The organism is Proteiniphilum sp. UBA1028, assembly GCF_002316955.1.
Lineage (GTDB): Bacteria > Bacteroidota > Bacteroidia > Bacteroidales > Dysgonomonadaceae > Proteiniphilum.
This window is the reverse complement of record NZ_DCEN01000050.1, coordinates 1,722-19,304: the sequence shown is the minus strand read 5'-3', so window position 1 is coordinate 19,304 and position 17,583 is coordinate 1,722. Positions and strand designations below refer to the sequence as shown.

Genomic DNA, 17,583 nt, shown 5'->3' with positions numbered 1-17,583 from the left:
GAGAGAAAAGCAGACAGACGGCAGGCAGACGAAGATAAAAATCCTGAGTTTATTCCTGTTGGCCCTTTGCACACTATCCACGCCGGCACAGGTCGTGCCGACGCTCTATCAACAGGCCGATCAGGAAGAGATGTGCCGTTGGGTGGACTCGGTGTACGCTACCCTCACGCAAGAAGAGAAAGTGGGCCAGCTTTTTATGCCAATTGCGGCTCCCAGCAACAGCTGGAGGTCCAGAATATCGGAGTATGTCCGAAATCAGAAAGTAGGCGGTATACTTTTCTCGAAAGGGACACTGGCTCAACAAGCCGAAATCACCAATTTTGCTCAAAACATATCCGGCGTACCACTCCTGATTGCCCTTGACGGCGAGTGGGGCCTCTCGATGCGACTGACCGACGCGCCAAAGTTTCCTCAAAACATCATTGTCGGCGCCATCACCGATGACTCTCTGCTTACCCTTTACGGCAAAGAGGTGGCGCGCCAATGCAGGGAAATGGGGATCCATATCAACTTTGCTCCCTCCATCGACGTACACACCAACCCCGATAATCCCGTAATCGGCACCCGCTCCTATGGGGAAAATCCCGAAAATGTGGCCCGGCAGGGCATCGCCTTTGCGCGGGGGCTGGAGGCCAACGGGGTGATGGCCGTGGCAAAACATTTCCCGGGGCACGGCGACACTTCCGACGACTCCCACAAGACCCTACCCACCATCCGTCACAGCCGGGAACGACTAGAGGAGGTGGAACTCTACCCATTCCGCGAATACGTGAATGCCGGGCTATCGGGCATCATGTCCGGCCATTTGAATGTTCCCGAACTGAAAACCGACGGGATGCCCTCCTCCCTCACGCCGGAGATCGGCGTGAATCTGCTGAAAAAGGAGATGGGATTCGGCGGACTTACCTTCACCGACGGGATGGCAATGAAGGGAGTGGCCAATCAGCCCGATGCAAGCGTCCGTTCGCTGCTGGCAGGGAACGATGTCATCCTGGGCACACCAAACCTGAAAAAAGCATACGAATCGGTCAACGGAGCAGTAGCAAACGGCACCCTTCCCGATTCGCTCCTTGAGAAAAAGGTACGAAAGATATTATCCTACAAATACATCCTCGGCGCGCACCGCTTTACCCCCATCAACACCCGCATCGTCCACCGCCGCATCCACACACCCCACACAACGTGGATCCAACGGAAGATCTACGACAATGCAGTGACGTTGCTGAAGAACCAGAACGATTTGTTGCCGCTGAAAGGGCTCGACACCACACGGATTGCTTCCGTGGCGCTGGGTAATCCCTCCTCCCAGGCATTTCAGGATTATCTGAAAAAATACGGCAACGTGGATACCTTCCAGGCAAAGACGGCTACGGAACTGTCCGAAACGATCGATCCGAAAGAATACGACCTGCTCATCATCTCCCTGCACGACAGCCGTGCGGCCGATGTAGCCTCGTTGCGTCAGCTGGCCGGAGCAACCCGTTTCATTCTGGTGTTCTTCACCATGCCCTACGTCACCGATCAGCACAAGACAGCCATGGAAGCAGCCTCTTCGGTGGTCCTGGCCTACGACAATACCCCGTTTGCCCAGGCGAGTGCCGCACAAGGAATCTTTGGAGGAATACGCTTTGCCGGAAAGCTACCCGTAACAACATCCTCTTTTCCGGGAGGCAGCGGCCTCCTCACCCGGAAAACGCGCCTGAGCTATTCCATGCCGGAAGAAGTAGGAATCCCTTCGGAACACCTGGAGGGCATTGGACAGATTGCGCTTGAGGGAGTCCGCCAACGGGCCTACCCCGGCTGCCAGATACTGGTCGCCAAAGATGGCGTAGTCATCTACGAAAAGGAGTTTGGCCACTTCAGCTACGGGCACAGCCCGGAAGTGACCGCCGGGACGGTATACGACCTGGCCTCGGTCACCAAGGCGTCGGCCACCCTTCCCGCCGTCATGAAACTATACGACGAAAAAAGGCTGGCGTTGTTAGATCCCATCGCCAAATTTGTCCCCCAGACAAAAGGGAGCGACAAGGCGAAGATCACCATCCGTTCACTCCTCCTGCACGAATCCGGAATCAAGTCGTTCATCCCCTACTATACGACAGCCATCGACCCCGACAGCTATACGGGACAGCTTTTCGGAACCCGCTCAAAGACATACCCTGTCAAATATGCTGGCGCCTGGGCCCGGACCGACTACCGTTTTTTGCCCCACCTGATCTCCCGGGATTCTTCGGAGCAGTTTCCTCTTCCGGTGGCAGAAGGTCTCTTTGCCAGCCACAAGATGCACGATGCCTTGTTGAAAGATGTGATTGCATCACCGCTGAGAAACAGCGGCAGATACACCTATAGCTGCCTCAATTTCATGTTGCTGAAAGAGGCCGTGGAGCAGATTACAGACAGCGACCTCGACACCTACGCAAAACAACAGTTTTACCGCAAGCTGGGTGCCGTCACCACCACCTTTCAACCCCTGAAATATTATTCCGTGGAACAAATTACCCCGACGGAGGAGGATCCTTTTTTTCGCAAACAACATCTCCGCGGATATGTGCACGACGAAGGTGCCGCCCTTTTTGGCGGAATATCGGGCAACGCGGGATTATTCTCCAATGCCAACGACCTGGCAAAGCTGTATCAGATGTGGCTCAACGGCGGCATATACGGCGACGAGCGTTATCTGAGCCGGGAGACCGTGAAGCTCTTCACCTCCACAAAAAGCAGCATGAGCCGCCGCGGCCTGGGATTCGACAAGCCCGATCCCGGAAACAGCAACGCCAGTCCCACCAGCCCGGGAACACCCATTGAGGTTTATGGACACACCGGATTCACCGGAACCAGCTTTTGGATCGACCCGGTAAACAACATGATCTATATATTTCTATCGAACAGGGTGAACCCATCCCGTTCACCCAACCGGCTCTCCACGCTAAAGATCAGGGAGCGCATTCAGGAAGAGCTGTACAATGCCCTCAACAGAGAGAAAGACTAACAAGAGAACCGATAATTGATGATAACGATGCAACAGATCATAAAAAGCAGCAATCTAAGCAACGACGTAGAGAAAATCATAAAGAACATCCGGCATGACAAGCTATTCATCGTCACGGATGAACAGACCCATGTTCACTGTCTTCCCCTGCTGGAAATGGTTCCGTCGTTACGCGAAACAGTAGAGATCGTAATTCCTGCCGGCGACACCCACAAGACCCTCGAAAACCTAAGTAAGGTATGGCAGATGCTCACCCTAAACGGAGCTACCCGGCATTCGCTGCTGGTGAATCTGGGAGGGGGGATGGTGACCGATCTGGGCGGCTTTGCTGCTGCCACCTTCAAGAGAGGCATCAAATACATCAACATTCCCACAACGCTGCTCGGTGCAGTGGACGCGGCCGTGGGCGGGAAGACCGGCATTAACTTCGAAGGTTTTAAAAATGAGATCGGCGCATTCTATCCTTCCGACTACGTGATCATTTCAGCCAACTTCTTTCGGACGCTCGATCAACGCGCCATTCTTTCGGGATATGCCGAGATGCTAAAACATGCACTCATCCACTCTGCAGCGGACTGGGAGAAGCTGCTGCTGTTTCCGCTCAGTGACATCGACTACAAGCAGTTGAACGAACTGGTATTTCGCTCGGTGGGCATCAAGCGGGGAATTGTGGAAAAGGATCCTTACGAAAAAAACATCCGCAAGGCGCTCAACCTGGGCCACACCACAGGCCATTCGTTTGAAAGCTTCGCCATCAGCAGCGACACCCCCGTGCCTCACGGGTATGCGGTGGCGTGGGGGATGATCGTGGAGCTCTACCTGTCGCACCGTATTTGCAACTTTCCAAAGGAGAAGCTGCTGAAGACGGTTCGTTTCATCCAGGAGCACTACGGCGCCTTTCCCATCACCTGCGACCATTACGAAACATTGTATGATATTGCCGGGCACGACAAAAAGAATGTAGGGAAGCACATCAATTTTACCCTGTTGTCGGAAATTGGGAATGTGCAGATCGACCAGACTACCAGCAAGGAACTGTTTTTCGAAGCTTTGGATTTCTACCGGGACTCCGTGGGGTTGTAGTCTCCCCAGTTTTTTTGTACGGGAAAAGCTGCCCGGTTTCACACAAGGTGACAGAGGAATTCGTTAAGGCTCCTACTCGCCGCAAATCTCTTTGACAAAGCGATCTTCGGCCTGTTCCACCCATTCCCGGAATTGTCCGTCGGGCTTATATTCGGGAATAAACTCAATCAACTTATCCAGATTGAATTTCTTCGACATGACCCCCGCACCGGATAGCCCGGCATCGTACGCGTTAAACTCCTGTTCAATGTGGACGGGAACCATGAGAATCGGCTTCCGGAAGTAGAGCGCCTCGCAGACAGACTCAAACCCTGAGGTTGTAGCGTACGCCTTGCAGCCCGCCATACTCTTCAGAAAACGTTCGTCATTGAGTGTATAAAGCGTAAAATGATCGTCCACTCGGGTAATCTCTTCGGCATTTTTCTTATCCCAGAAGAAGCGCAGCGGAATATCCGGATTTCTCTCGTGCCAGGCCGACACCTCTTCGAAATAGCCGGTATTCAGCATGTAGCCATGAATATAATCTCCTTTTACGGATTCAATCCCGAACACTTCGGGGCGCAGCAGCGGGGGAACGGTGACAATCCTTCTCTCTTCCGATCCGGGCATGTCGCGGAACGACAGGGCGAGGATCTTTGAAGCACGGGTGGAAGTGATCCGGGAGAGCATCCGCAGCAAATAAAACTTCACGTCCTGATCGGCCGAAGTTCTGTAGTTCGGATTGATCAACACGTACTGATGCGCCAGAGCAATCATCTCCACGCCCATTTTTTTATCAAACTGATAAATCCCGTAAGCCATTCCGGTGATCATCTCGTAAAAGTTAATCACTTTGTCGGGTCTGTATTTTTCGATCTGTTGTTTCACAAACAGCAGACTCTTCCGGAAAATGAAAGGACGAGATATATTTTTGGCGACGCTGATGAGAATGTTGGGGCGCTTCTGCTTATAAAAAGAGGTGAAGTTGGGGCTATCGAACTCGGCCACCGGAGCTTCTATTTTGTTTATAAAAAATGGAGGGATCTGTCTGGAGTCGCTCGTTCCGACAAGCACTGCAACCACTTCGTGTCCATGCTTACGAAGAATCGCAGCCAGGGACAACGCCTGTGTGAAGTGTCCTCTCCCCTCTCCCTGAACAGTAAACAAAAATCTCACTCGTGAAGGGTTTTTAATTGAATTTTGATGCAAAAATAGGCAAATAAATCAGCACACCCAACCATATTGGGTTAACGAAAGTCAATGAGCCGGATCGCTATTGTCCGAACACGAGAGGCATCCCATACCGGTGATCCGTCAGGACACCCTCATCCCACACCAGATGTCCATTCACAAACGTCTTTACGACGGTGCTACCAAATATTTCGCCTTCGAACGGAGACCATCCGCATTTATACAGGATGTTCTTCGGAGTTACCGCATAGGGCTCCGCCGGGTCAATCAGCACGAGGTCTGCATAATACCCCTCCCGGATGAATCCCCTCTCCTTCACCCTGAACAAGCGCGCCGGGGCATGGCACATCTTTTCCACCACCAGCTCCTTGCTGATGATGCCTTTTTCGGCCAGTTCCAACATTGCCTGTAACGAGTGCTGCACGAGCGGCCCACCCGATGCGGCCTGCAGGGCTCCTCCCGCTTTCTCGCTCAACAGGTGTGGTGCATGGTCGGTGGCTACCACATCCATTTTTCCCTGCACCAGTGCTTCACGCAAAGCCTGCCTGTCTGCAGCCGTCTTGATCGCCGGGTTCCATTTGATGCGGGCTCCCAGGCGTTCGTAATCTTCGGCCGAAAACCAGAGATGGTGCACACACACCTCTGCAGTGATTTTTTTCTCCTCCAGCGGAGCATCGCTGAAGAGGCTCATTTCACGGGCTGTGGAGAGATGCAGCACATGCAGGCGGGTACCGTACCGGTTCGCAAGCTCCACCGCCTGTGCCGAAGAACGGTAACAAGCCTCCGCGCTCCGAATCATCGGATGATGATTAATGGAGATCACCTCCCCCAATTTTCTCCGGTAGCTTTCGCTGTTTTCCCGAATGATATCCTCTTTCTCGCAATGGGTGGCAATCAGCACCTCCACCTCTGCAAAGATCCGCTGCAGGGCAATCTCACTATCTACCAACATGTTGCCAGTCGAAGCCCCCATAAAAACCTTTACGCCGCACACCCTTGTGGTGTCAATTTTTTTCAGCTCGTCGATGTTGTCGTTGGTAGCACCCAGATAAAACGAAAAATTGGCGGCCGATTTATCGGCAGCCATTTCCATTTTTTGTTCAAGCGCTTCAAGGGTTACGGTCTGTGGGTTCGTGTTCGGCATCTCCATGAAAGAGGTCACCCCTCCCGCCACAGCTGCCCTGCTTTCGGTATACAGGTCGCCCTTATGTGTTAAACCGGGATCACGGAAGTGCACCTGATCATCGATAACGCCCGGTATGAGATACAAGCCGCTTGCATCGATGACCTGCCGGCAGCTATTCAATACCGCCTCCGGCACCTCGCCGGCAAAAATACGGGATATTCTTTCCCCCTCAAGAAGCACCGACCCGGTAAAGGAGGTCCCCTCGTTAATGACAGTCGCTTTATGAATCAGTTTCATGGCGCAGGAGCAATAAGTTGAGGTTTGGGTTTAATTTTTCCGGCAATTTTCCGCCAGCGCAGGTTGATAACTCCAAAAAAAGCTTCCCCGAAGATGCTCGAATTCATTTTCGAGGTACCCAGTCTCCTGTTTACGAAGATCACCGACACCTCCTTAATTTTGAAGCCAAGCACATGGGCAGAATATTTCATCTCAATCTGGAAAGCATATCCCTTGAATTTGACATGATCGAGGTCAATGGTTTCCAGCACTTTTCTGCGGTAACAGACAAACCCGGCCGTGGTGTCCCTGATGTTAAAGCCGGTCACAAACCGCACGTACTTGGAGGCGAAGTAAGACATGAGCACCCGCCCCATGGGCCAGTTTACCACGTTCACGCCCGTAGAGTAACGCGACCCCACGGCAACATCATACCCTCCATCGCTACAGGCAGCGTACAACCTGGGAAGGTCGTTGGGATCGTGAGAAAAATCGGCATCCATCTCAAAAATGTAGTCATACGACCGGGCAAGTGCCCATTTGAACCCGTGTATGTAAGCTGTACCCAGTCCCAGCTTTCCTTTCCGTTGTTCCAAAAACAGCCGTCCGCCAAATTCATCCGATTGAAGCCGTTGCACAATCCCGGCTGTCCCGTCGGGTGAGCTATCGTCAATCACCAGTATATGAAATGCTTTGTCCAGGGAAAAGACCGCCCGGATAATCTGCTCAATGTTCTCTTTCTCGTTAAAGGTAGGGATAATTACAATGCTGTCTGACATAATTGGTAAATTTTAATTCAAATGTACTGTTTTTCGGGTAGAAAAAAAAAGATTCCCGAAAACTTTGTTGTTTCAAATTAATTCCCTATCTTTGCAGTCCAATTAAGAAAAAAAACATCGCGGAGTGGAGCAGTTGGTAGCTCGTTGGGCTCATAACCCAAAGGTCGTAAGTTCGAGTCTTGCCTCCGCAACTATCGAAAAAGGAAAGTGTAGCAGCTTTCCTTTTTTTTGTGCAAACAGGCCGTCATCCCGTTTTTTTTTCTTTTATTTGCAGGAGATATCCATTGGTATTACAGATGAAAAAGATCGTTCTTCTGTTTGTCACACTCATTACAGGCGCCCTGTTTATGCACATGCACTCCCAGCAGACAGGAAAAGCCTCCTTCTATGCGCCCCGTTTTCAGGGAAAAAAGATGTCGAACGGCATTCCCTATCACGGAGACAGTCTCACTTGCGCCCACCGCACACTTCCTTTCGGCACCATGCTGGAAGTAAGGAACCCGGAGAACGACCGGAGAGTGGTGGTCAAGGTCACCGACAGGGGTCCGCGCATCCGAAGCCGGCTTATCGACCTTTCTTATGCTGCGGCCAAAGAGTTGGACATCGTCGCCAAGGGCATCGCCCAGGTGGAGATCAAAGAGTGGGTGTTTAATCCCTTTTATCTTCCCATTCCAGTCCCCTTTGGCTCCTACGGGCTATTTGTCTCCACGAAGACTGCGGCAGAGATATTGAGCGAACTGACCATCGACAAATCAAAACCCATTGCACCCTATCGCTTCCCGTTCGAGAAGGAATAGGGAAAATCGACTTTCTTTGTGCCACGACTTTTGTCGGGTTTCTCCGACATGACAAAATCGATCTTTGCCCCCTTCATCAGGTCGTTATGGGTAAGGTAATTTTTAGAAGACACTTTGCCATTGACCTTCATCTCACTGATGTACCGATTCTCCGGTGCATTTCCAAATGCATTTATCTCCACCTTGTTCCCATTTTCCAGACGTACGGTCATTTTTTCAAACAGGGGTGACCCAATCACATACTCGTCGCTCCCGGGGCATACAGGATAGAATCCGAGCGCCGAGAACACATACCATGCCGAAGTCTGCCCGTTATCCTCGTCGCCGCAATAACCATCGGGAGCGGGCCGATAGAGCTTATCCATCACTTCGCGCACCCGGTATTGCGCTTTCCATGGCTCGCCGGCATAATTATAGAGGTAGATCATATGCTGAATGGGTTGGTTCCCGTGTGCATACTGCCCCATATTCATGATCTGCATCTCGCGGATTTCATGAATAACCCCGCCATAGTAGCTGTCGTCGAACACCGGAGGCATGACAAATACAGAATCGAGCATGTCCGTAAACGCTTTGTTGCCTCCCATCAGGTCGATCAGCCCCTGCGGATCGTGGAACACCGACCAGGTATAATGCCAGCTGTTTCCCTCGGTGAATGCATCCCCCCACTTTGTGGGGTTGAAGGGTGACTGGAAGGAGCCATCCTGGTTGCGTCCCCGCATCAGTTTGTATTCCGGTGAGTAGAGGTTGCGGTAGTTGAGGCATCTTTCGGCAAACAGGCTGATCTCCTTTTGGGGACGTTTCAGTGCTCTGGCAAGCTTGTAGATGGTCCAGTCGGCATAGGCATACTCCAGCGTGCGCGCCGCACTCTCGTTGATTTCCACATCGCAGGGCACATATCCCAGCTTATTGTAGTATTCGTGTCCGAGTCGCCCCGTGGAAGATACGTTGGGATGTACGTTTTCCGTACCATGCAGCATCGCCTTGTAGAGGGCCTCAATGTCATAGCCGCGCAATCCTTTCAGATAGGCATCGGCCACCACCGATGCGGAGTTGCTTCCGATCATGATGCCGCGGTGCCCGGGGCTTGCCCACTCCGGCAGAAACCCGCTCTCCTTGTACGCATTCACCAGTCCCTGCTGTATCTCTCTGTTTACCGAAGGGTAAACCAGGTTCAACAACGGGAACAACGCCCGGAATGTATCCCAGAAACCGGTATCGGTGTACATGTACCCGGGAAGGACCTCTCCGTTGTAGGGACTGTAGTGTACAATGTTCCCGGCGGCGTCCATCTCGTAAAACTTACGGGGAAACAAGGTAGAGCGGTAGAGGGTAGAGTAAAAAGTACGTTTTTGATCAAGGTTACCCCCCTCTACTTCTATTTTTCCCAGCACCCCGTTCCATGCATCGCGTCCCTCCAGCTTCACCGCCTCGAAGTCTCTGCCGGCAACCTCTTTGAGGTTTTGCCATGCCTGCTCCTGGCTGATGAAGGAAGAAGCTACCCGGGCGACCACCTTCTCTCCGTGCTGGGTGGAGAAGCCAACAAATGCGCCGGCATGGCTCGCTTCCGCTTTGGTGCCGTTTCGAGCAATCTTCCCGTCCTTCACCACGTGGTTCTGCCGGAAAGGCTTGTCGAAGACGATCACAAAATAGTTTCTGAAATTTTCCGGTACGCCGCCGCTGTTGCGCGTAGTGTAGCCCGTAACGGCATTCTTCTCCGGCAGAATCTCCACGGCCGATCCCCTGTCGAAAGCATCCAGCAGCACATAAGCATTCTCCGTTTCGGGAAAGGTGAAACGGAAGATGGCAGCCCGCTCAGTTGGGGTAATTTCCGCGGTCACGTCGTGATCCGCCAGGTAGACACTGTAATAGTAGGGTTTCGCGACTTCCGCCTTGTGCGAGTACCAGCTGGCCCGCTTCTCCTGGTCAAACTCCATCCGGCCCACCATGGGAAAGATGGAGAATTGGCCATAATCGTTCATCCAGGGGCTGGGCTGATGGGTCTGTTTAAATCCGTTGAGTTTATTATCGGTGTATGCATACTGCCATCCGTCGCCGTTTTTGCGTGTCTGCGGTGTCCAGAAATTCATTCCCCAGGGCAGCGCAATGGCGGGATAGGTATTCCCGTTGGAGAGTGCAAACTCCGACTGCGTACCCATCAGAATGTTCACATAATCTACCGGGGAGTCGAGCGACTGCCCCTTCATGGGCACGCCCCCCAGCATTGAACACAGCAAAATTGCGGTAAGATGAAGAATTTGCCTCATTGCATCGGCTTTAGAGACTGTTTATCAGACCCATTTTTCCTTTTCCCTCCAGCTCCACAATCAGTTCACCAAAGAGGGTGTTGACCCACGCGAACCATTTTCTGGAAAATTTGGAAGGATCGTCTTTGTGGAAAGACTCGTGCATGAACCCGGTATCTGCGTCCGTATCGCGTAGCATGCGGAGGCAATGTTTAATTTCCTCATCGCTGGTGCTCGTCTGCGCACGCATGATGATGCTCATGGGCCAGATCATGTCGTAGCCGATATGCGGGCCTCCGATGCCCTCTCCGGCCGTTCCCCGGAAGAAATAGGGATTGTCTTCGCTCAGCACCAGCTTCCGGGTATTTTGGTATACCGGATCGTTCATAGCCACCGAATCGAGGTAGGGCATAGCCAGCAAGCTCGGCACGTTGGCATCGTCCATGAAGTAAGCATTTCCGAAGCCATCCACTTCATAAGCATATACTTTTCCGTACTTCGGATGCTCCACGATGGCATATTTCTGAATGGCCTCGTTCACCTCTTTGGCCAGCGCGGTGCTTTCTGCTGCCAGAGCGCTGTCGTTGGTCACCTTTTGTGCGATCTCGGCGATCTGTTTGAGCGAAGTCACCGCGAAGAGGTTGGAAGGGACCAGAAACTGGAAGGTTGTTGCGTCGTCCGAGGGCCGGAACGAAGAGACAATCAGCCCCACCGGGTTCACGGGGTTGCCGTAGCCGTCGTTGTTCAATGTATCGAGCTGTCGTTCCGAACGCCGTTGAAACTTGTAAGGCCCTTTCCCCTCCTTGCGTTGCTGCTCCCGGAATGTTTGTATTACCAGGTTCATCGCCTTTGTCCAGTCCGCATCCAAAACGGCACTGTCTCCGGTTGTTTTCCAGTAGTTGTATGCCAGGCGCACAGGATAGGCAAGCGAGTCGATTTCCCATTTTCGCTCGTGCAACATCGGAGTCATCTTCGTGTAGTCGGTTCTCCACTCACCATCCTGTTTGGGCTCACGGTAGAAAGCGTTTGCATAGGGGTCAATCAGGATGCATTTCGTTTGGCGGTTGATCACGCCGGCGATCATCTGCTTGAGGTGATCGTCCTTTTTCGCGAGAGGCAGGTAGGGCCACACCTGTGCCGATGAGTCCCTCAGCCACATGGCGTTGATGTCACCGGTGATCACAAATGTATCGGGCCTGCCATTTTGCATGCTAAAGCTGATCGTTGTATCCAGCGTATTGGGAAAGCAGTTTTCGAACATCCACGCCAGTTTGGGATCTTTGATCCTGGCTTTCACCCTGGCGATCGTTTGCTCCACTGCGGCCGACCTGAAATTACGGTCGCCCGGTGCAGGCCGTTTAGAGATATATAGGCTGCCATCGGTTTTCCTCCCCGTCAGCGACGAGGCTGCCCAGGAAGGGTTCACGGCAAGAGCGGTTAAGCCCAGCGCCGATTTCCTGATAAAATTTCTACGTGTGGTCATATACTAATGCAAATAAAGGCATATATCCTCTACACCAGCCTTATTTCGTTGGCGGATGTGTGGTAAAATCGATGGGAAGCTTTTTGCGAAACCCATCCTTGAAACACATCAGCGTTTCCGTTCTCGACAATCCAAGAGGCTGCAACTCCGTATGGATGATCCGCAGCAGGTCCTTGTTGTTTTTTGCGTATACTTTAATCAGCAGGTCATACTGCCCGGTGGTATAATAACACTCCACCACTTCTGGTATTTTTTCCAGTTCTTTCACCACATATTCAAAGGTGGAGGGAGAAGTAAGGAATATGCCCACGAAGGCACAGGTTTCGTACCCAATTTTTTCGGCATCGACAACAAACTCAGACCCTTTAACCACACCGAGGTTGGTAAGCTTCTGCACCCGTTGGTGGATGGCAGCTCCCGACACATCACATTCGCGTGCCACCTCCAGAAAGGGAATGCGCGCATTATTCACGATCATCCTGAGGATTTTTTCGTCCAATTCATCTAATTCATGCTGGGCCATAGACTAACTTTTAAATTATTATAAAAAGGGGATGTTTTCAACCGAAAAATATTCATATGGTACAAAAATAACACAAAAGATCATTTTTTGCCACTAAAAAGAAGCAATAGCCTGTTATTTTAACGAATTTAAAGTAAGATACGCAGCCAACCCGGCAGATGTTTTCAAGGCATTTTCGTCAATCAGGAATGTGGCAGAATGCAACGGGCCCGATGTTGCTCCACCCACACCAAAGCGGTAATAGCAACAGGGGTAAAGTTGCGAGAAGAAACCAAAATCGTCGGCAGTCATTCGCTTCGGGAAGCTGTCGACCTTTGCTTTTCCCAGGAAGTCGGCCGTCGCCGCCTTAATGTGTGCGGTGACCTTCTCGTCGCTGACCACGGAAGGATAGCCGGACGGCAGATCTACATCGCAGCTGCAGCCGTACGCCGCCGCGGTGGATGTAGCAATCTGCGGAATCAGCTGCAGCATGCGGTGCCGTTCCTCTTCGTGCATGCAGCGCAGGGAGCCCGCCAGGGTGACCTCGTTTGGGATCACGTTGGTAGCCCCGTTTGCGATAAATTTCCCGAAGGAGAGCACCATCGGGTGAAACGGGTTCCGTCTCCGGCTGACCAGTTGTTGCATGGCGACAATGACCTGTGATGCTGCCAGCACAGTGTCGTTCAGTTCATGCGGCAAGGCGCCGTGTCCCCCTTGCCCTTTCACTTTTATGTGCACCTCGTCGGCCGACGCCATGATCGTTCCCGCGTGAAACCCCACCGTCCCGGCCGGCAGGTCGATAAAGGCGTGTTGTTTTAAAATGAACTGAGGCGAGTAATCCCGGAAGACCCCCTCTTTGAGCATCAGGCTGGCGCCGCCGGGCGACAGTTCTTCCCCGGGCTGAAAGACAAACAACGCCATTCCGGAAAACTGGCTACGAAGAGCATGTACCATTTTCGCGGCCCCCATCAGGGAGGCCGTCTGGGCATCGTGGCCACAGGCATGCATCACCCCGTGGTTCAGGGATCTGTATTTAACATCATTCTGTTCCTGCACCGGGAGAGCATCCATGTCCGCCACAAAGGCAACACATTTCCTGTTGCCCTCCGCTTCCCCTTTTACGATAGCCAGGATTCCATCCCCGCCAATTCCCTTCCTGCAGGGTATCCCCTCCCGGTCGAGAAAGGCAGTAACGTAAGCAGCGGTTTCCTTTTCCCGGTACGAAAGCTCCGGATGTTGGTGCAGCCAACGGTAGTGCTGCACCACCTCCGGAAAGATCGCACCCGCTCTTTGCAGTATCTCTTCCCCGATATTCATCCTTGCTGTTTTTTCGTCCGATTTCAAAGCTACTCCCGGAGACTACCCGGCAAGAGCATGTTACTGAAGCTTGTGGATTACCAGTCCCGATCGGAGCTTCGGCTCAAACCAGGTAGTCTTGGGCGGCATGATGTTGCCAGTGTCGGCAATCTCCATCAGCTGCTTCATCGACACGGGGTACAATGCCAGTGCTACAGCCATCTCGCCGCTGTCCACCCGTTGTTTCAGCTCGTTCAGGCCACGGATACCTCCCACAAAGTCGATCCGCTTGTCGCTGCGCAGATCCTTGATCCCCAGAATCTCGTCCAGCACCAGGTTCGAAGTGATGGTCACATCCAGCTGCCCGATTGGGTCGTTGTCGTCGTAGGTGCCCGCTTTAGCCGTCACGCTGAAGGAGCGTCCATCCAGATAAACGGAAAAGTTGTGCAGGTTCTTCGGCCTTTGAATCTCCATCCCGGTGGGTTCCACCACAAAGTTTTTCTCCAGCTTTTTAATAAACTCATCCGGTGTCATTCCGTTCAGGTCCTTCACCACCCTGTTATAGTCGATGATGGTCAGCTGGCTGTCTGGAAAGCAGACCGCCATAAAGTAGTTATACTCCTCGTCGCCCGTATGGTGCGGGTTATTCTTCGCCTTTTCGGCGCCCACCAGTGCTGCCGCTGCCGAGCGGTGATGGCCATCGGCAATGTACATCGCCGGCATTTCCCCAAAGATTGCCGTGATGCGCTCAACCTTCTCCTCGTCCCGGATAAGCCAGAAGTGGTGTCCCACGCCGTCTACCGACACGAAATCATATTCCGGCAGTTGCGCCGTTACCGCTGCCACGATGGCATTAAGTGCAGGGTTGTCGGGATACGCAAAAAATACCGGTTCAATGTTTGCATCGTTCACCCGCACATGCTTCATGCGGTCCTCCTCCTTGTCGCGGCGTGTCAGCTCGTGTTTCTTTATTTTTCCGGTCATGTAATCCTCCACGGAAGCCCCCACAACCAGCCCGTACTGTGTTTTTCCGTTCATGGTCTGGGCATAGACGTAATACATCTCCTTGTCGTCCTGTACCAACCACCCTTTTTTCTGAAACATGCGGAAGTTTTCGGCGGCCCTGGTATACACATCCTCGTCGTGTTCGTCTTTTCCCGCCGGGAAATCGATTTCCGGCTTGATGATGCGATACAGCGACTTTTCGTTTCCTTCGGCCTCTTTGCGTGCCTCTTCGGAATTCAGAACATCATAGGGGCGCGATGCCACCTCTTTTACCAGTGCCTTGGGGGGACGGACACCCCGAAAGGGTTTTACCTTCATAGAAATATTATTTTTAATGTTTATCCAATCAACGGTTTATTTCACACAAATGTAGCTATTTTATCCAGAATAAGCAGGCACACAAAAGGAGATTTGATAAAAAACAGTTACTTTTGCTTCGGGAAGCGATCCTACCCATCCATCGCCCCCCAACATCCGGCAGTAGCAGGATTTGCAGACGAAAATCAAATAATATCCTATGATACAGATTCACGAGACAACCATTCTTGAAGCCGCCGAAAAGGGCATGGACGAATTTTTAAACGTGTTCACCGATGCCTATCTTAAGGCCGTTGGCGGAGATATTACGGCAGAGAACATTGGGCTGCTGAACGGGTATCAGCACACGCTGCTGGCGTTTCGTTTTTTCTCGGAGGAGGTGAACGAAGGCGGCTTTGTGCAGCTCATCCAGAACGGCTACGGCGGGTATATTTTCAACAACCCCGTCGCCAAAGCGCTGAAGCTGATGGGCGCAAAAGGCTTGTCGAAGATCCTCTACAAAGCCAAGGAGATCTACGATGCCCACCGCGAGGAGTTGGAACGGGAAACCACCGACGAGGAGTTCACCGCCATGTATGTCGATTTTGAGCAGTTCGACGAGCTGGAGGAGAAGTTCTTCTACATTGAAGAAGAGGAGACCGCCATCATTGCCCAGTATGTGGATGAACATCTGGAAGATTTTGCGGGGCCGCCATTGATCGAAATCACCGGGGCCTCAACATGATGCTCCGAAGTTTGTTTAAAGAAAAAAAACCGGAATATGGAAAACATCAGCACAGACAGAAAGCCCGCCGTTGCCGGACAGTTTTATCCGGTGAACGCAGAGATGTTGCAGGAAGAGGTCGGCAGTTACTTCCGAGCTGCCGTTGAAAAAAAGCACGACCACGTACGGGCCATTATCAGCCCGCATGCAGGGTACATCTTTTCGGGGAAGGTCGCTGCGTCGGCGTATCGCCAGGTCGACGAAAATGCACGGTATAAGCTTGTGTTTATCCTGGCATCGTCGCATCATTTTCATTTCGACGGAGCATCGGTATACTGCGACGGTGATTACCTCATGCCGTATGGCACCGAGACGGTAGACAGGGAAGTAGCCAGGAGCCTTGTGAAGAGCCACCCCGGACTTTTCACCGACGACCCCCTCCCCCATATGAAAGAGCACTCCATTGAGGTACAGCTTCCGTTTTTACATTACAGGCTGCGAAACCGTTATGCCATAGTCCCCATTATCCTTGGCACCTCCGATTCCGAGACATGCCATCGTCTTGCCCAGGCGTTGAAGCCTTTTCTAACAAAAGGCAATTTGTTTGTTGTCAGCACCGACTTTTCGCATTACCCCGATTACCACAGCGCCACGTCGGTCGATGCGGCCACAGAGCAAGCCATCCTGCAGAACGATCCCCAAAAACTTCTCGACACGTTGTCCGAAAACAAGCAGAAGCAGATCGGCAACCTGCTCACCAGCTTGTGTGGGTGGACGTCGGTGCTCACGCTGTTATACATGACCGGCAACGACCCCCGGTATGCATACCACGGGGTGGAATACCGCAATTCGGGCGACGAGAAGATGTATGGCGACCATCACCAGGTGGTAGGCTATTGGTCCATTGCGCTGACGGAGAACATCGTTTCCGCAAAGAAAGAGTTTTCTCTCACGGAGTGCGATAAAGCCGCGCTGCTTGGAGAAGCGCGCAGCACCCTTGAAAAGCTTTTCACGGGGAAGGAATCTTCTTCACCCGGCACAAGCGGTTGTTCCGATGCGGTGAATGCACCTTGCGGCGCTTTTGTCACCCTCCACAACCGGGGAAAGCTCCGCGGATGCATAGGCATGGTATCGGCTCACGATCCGTTGGTGAAGACAGTGCACGACATGGCCATCTCGGCGGCGAAAAGCGACTACCGGTTTTCCCCCGTGACGGCCGAAGAGTTGGATCAAATTGACATTGAGATCTCCGTTCTGTCGCCCCTGAAAAAGATCAAAGACGTGTCGGAAATAGAACTGAGGAAGCACGGCATCTACATTGTGCAAGGCCGCTCCAGCGGTATTTTTCTACCCCAGGTAGCCGAAGAAACAGGCTGGGATCTGGAAAACTACCTCGGCCACTGCGCCCGCGACAAAGCCGGCATTGGGTGGGACGGCTGGAAGCAAGCCACCGTATATACCTTCACCGCGACCGTTTTTGGGGAAAAAGAACATCGTCCCGACAGCACAAGACATCGCTAACTTATCCCCAGACACCCGCAATTGTTTCGCCACACACGCAGCATTTCCCTTCTGCCAGCCGGTTTGTTGTCACGTCGAACCCTTGCCGTTCCACCAGCAAGGTGTGGCACTGAGGGCAAAACGTATTTTCACCCCGAAGATGCGGCAAGTTACCGATATACACATACCTTATCCCCGCACGTTCAGCAATTTCCTTTGCCTGCAGCAGCAACTTTTCGGAAGTTGCCGGCCGGTCGGTCAGCCTGTATGTAGGAAAGAACCGGCTAAAGTGCAGCGGCGTATCAGAGAA

The 17,583-nt window shown here is 52.5% G+C and carries 13 protein-coding genes, 1 tRNA gene and 1 pseudogene; 6 read left to right on the top strand and 9 right to left on the bottom strand.

The annotated features are described in order from the left end of the window. Positions 1-2,989: glycoside hydrolase family 3 N-terminal domain-containing protein (locus tag B3Z75_RS09345; protein ID WP_414702889.1), on the top strand; the 2,989-nt coding region annotated here is incomplete at its 5' end. Between the two features lie 21 nt (positions 2,990-3,010). Beyond that, on the top strand, positions 3,011-4,072 hold the full coding sequence (gene aroB, locus B3Z75_RS09340) for a 3-dehydroquinate synthase (RefSeq protein ID WP_294070742.1): 1,062 nt from the start codon (positions 3,011-3,013) through the stop codon (positions 4,070-4,072). Positions 4,073-4,144: 72 nt separating this feature from the next. Here the strand turns inward: aroB and B3Z75_RS09335 are convergent, their stop codons facing one another. The 3 genes from B3Z75_RS09335 to B3Z75_RS09325 all read right to left on the bottom strand — a co-directional run bounded on the left by B3Z75_RS09335 (position 4,145) and on the right by B3Z75_RS09325 (position 7,423). Next, positions 4,145-5,227, bottom strand: a complete 1,083-nt coding sequence (locus B3Z75_RS09335; RefSeq protein ID WP_294070675.1) for a glycosyltransferase family protein — start codon at positions 5,225-5,227, stop codon at positions 4,145-4,147. Between the two features lie 97 nt (positions 5,228-5,324). Next, on the bottom strand, positions 5,325-6,665 hold the full coding sequence (locus tag B3Z75_RS09330; protein WP_294070671.1) for a dihydroorotase: 1,341 nt from the start codon (positions 6,663-6,665) through the stop codon (positions 5,325-5,327). Further along, complete coding sequence (locus B3Z75_RS09325) at positions 6,662-7,423, bottom strand: polyprenol monophosphomannose synthase (protein ID WP_294070667.1); 762 nt, start codon at positions 7,421-7,423, stop codon at positions 6,662-6,664. Before B3Z75_RS09325 ends, B3Z75_RS09330 begins: the two co-directional genes overlap by 4 nt. 118 nt (positions 7,424-7,541) lie before the next feature. On the opposite strand from B3Z75_RS09325, the gene B3Z75_RS09320 reads away from it, so the two are divergent. Beyond that, positions 7,542-7,614: transfer RNA gene (locus tag B3Z75_RS09320), tRNA-Met, on the top strand. Positions 7,615-7,719: 105 nt separating this feature from the next. Continuing rightward, on the top strand, positions 7,720-8,220 hold the full coding sequence (locus B3Z75_RS09315; protein WP_294070665.1) for a septal ring lytic transglycosylase RlpA family protein: 501 nt from the start codon (positions 7,720-7,722) through the stop codon (positions 8,218-8,220). Here the strand turns inward: B3Z75_RS09315 and B3Z75_RS09310 are convergent. From B3Z75_RS09310 to B3Z75_RS09290, 5 genes are all read right to left on the bottom strand, one after another. Beyond that, positions 8,193-10,487, bottom strand: a complete 2,295-nt coding sequence (locus tag B3Z75_RS09310) for a GH92 family glycosyl hydrolase (RefSeq protein ID WP_294070662.1) — start codon at positions 10,485-10,487, stop codon at positions 8,193-8,195. The genes B3Z75_RS09315 and B3Z75_RS09310 overlap by 28 nt on opposite strands. A 10-nt stretch (positions 10,488-10,497) precedes the next feature. Further along, positions 10,498-11,949, bottom strand: a complete 1,452-nt coding sequence (locus tag B3Z75_RS09305; RefSeq protein ID WP_294070659.1) for a glycoside hydrolase family 125 protein — start codon at positions 11,947-11,949, stop codon at positions 10,498-10,500. A gap of 40 nt (positions 11,950-11,989) precedes the next feature. Then, positions 11,990-12,472: an Lrp/AsnC family transcriptional regulator gene (locus B3Z75_RS09300; protein WP_294070656.1), complete on the bottom strand. Its 483-nt coding sequence runs from the start codon at positions 12,470-12,472 to the stop codon at positions 11,990-11,992. 114 nt (positions 12,473-12,586) lie between these two features. Continuing rightward, entirely contained in the window at positions 12,587-13,768 is a 1,182-nt protein-coding gene (locus B3Z75_RS09295; protein ID WP_294070653.1) for a M20 metallopeptidase family protein, read from the bottom strand. Between the two features lie 60 nt (positions 13,769-13,828). Continuing rightward, positions 13,829-15,070, bottom strand: a complete 1,242-nt coding sequence (locus B3Z75_RS09290) for a DUF1015 domain-containing protein (RefSeq protein WP_294070650.1) — start codon at positions 15,068-15,070, stop codon at positions 13,829-13,831. A gap of 199 nt (positions 15,071-15,269) precedes the next feature. Here B3Z75_RS09290 and B3Z75_RS09285 point away from each other — a divergent pair, with 199 nt between their 5' ends. Further along, a complete protein-coding gene (locus tag B3Z75_RS09285) occupies positions 15,270-15,794 on the top strand; it encodes a DMP19 family protein (protein ID WP_294070647.1) in 525 nt (174 codons plus the stop codon). A gap of 36 nt (positions 15,795-15,830) precedes the next feature. Next, positions 15,831-17,294: an AmmeMemoRadiSam system protein B gene (amrB, locus tag B3Z75_RS09280; protein WP_294070644.1), complete on the top strand. Its 1,464-nt coding sequence runs from the start codon at positions 15,831-15,833 to the stop codon at positions 17,292-17,294. Between the two features lies 1 nt (position 17,295). On the opposite strand, the pseudogene B3Z75_RS09275 reads toward amrB, so the two are convergent. Beyond that, positions 17,296-17,583, bottom strand: a pseudogene (locus B3Z75_RS09275) (radical SAM protein); the annotation flags it as partial.

Coding starts and splice junctions, on each gene's coding strand:
- B3Z75_RS09315 (WP_294070665.1), top strand. CDS start 7,720: ATGAAAAAGATCGTTCTTCTGTTTGTCACACTCATTACAGGCGCCCTG.
- B3Z75_RS09295 (WP_294070653.1), bottom strand. CDS start 13,768: ATGAATATCGGGGAAGAGATACTGCAAAGAGCGGGTGCGATCTTTCCG.
- amrB (WP_294070644.1), top strand. CDS start 15,831: ATGGAAAACATCAGCACAGACAGAAAGCCCGCCGTTGCCGGACAGTTT.
- B3Z75_RS09285 (WP_294070647.1), top strand. CDS start 15,270: ATGATACAGATTCACGAGACAACCATTCTTGAAGCCGCCGAAAAGGGC.
- B3Z75_RS09325 (WP_294070667.1), bottom strand. CDS start 7,423: ATGTCAGACAGCATTGTAATTATCCCTACCTTTAACGAGAAAGAGAAC.
- B3Z75_RS09300 (WP_294070656.1), bottom strand. CDS start 12,472: ATGGCCCAGCATGAATTAGATGAATTGGACGAAAAAATCCTCAGGATG.
- B3Z75_RS09330 (WP_294070671.1), bottom strand. CDS start 6,665: ATGAAACTGATTCATAAAGCGACTGTCATTAACGAGGGGACCTCCTTT.
- B3Z75_RS09310 (WP_294070662.1), bottom strand. CDS start 10,487: ATGAGGCAAATTCTTCATCTTACCGCAATTTTGCTGTGTTCAATGCTG.
- B3Z75_RS09305 (WP_294070659.1), bottom strand. CDS start 11,949: ATGACCACACGTAGAAATTTTATCAGGAAATCGGCGCTGGGCTTAACC.
- B3Z75_RS09290 (WP_294070650.1), bottom strand. CDS start 15,070: ATGAAGGTAAAACCCTTTCGGGGTGTCCGTCCCCCCAAGGCACTGGTA.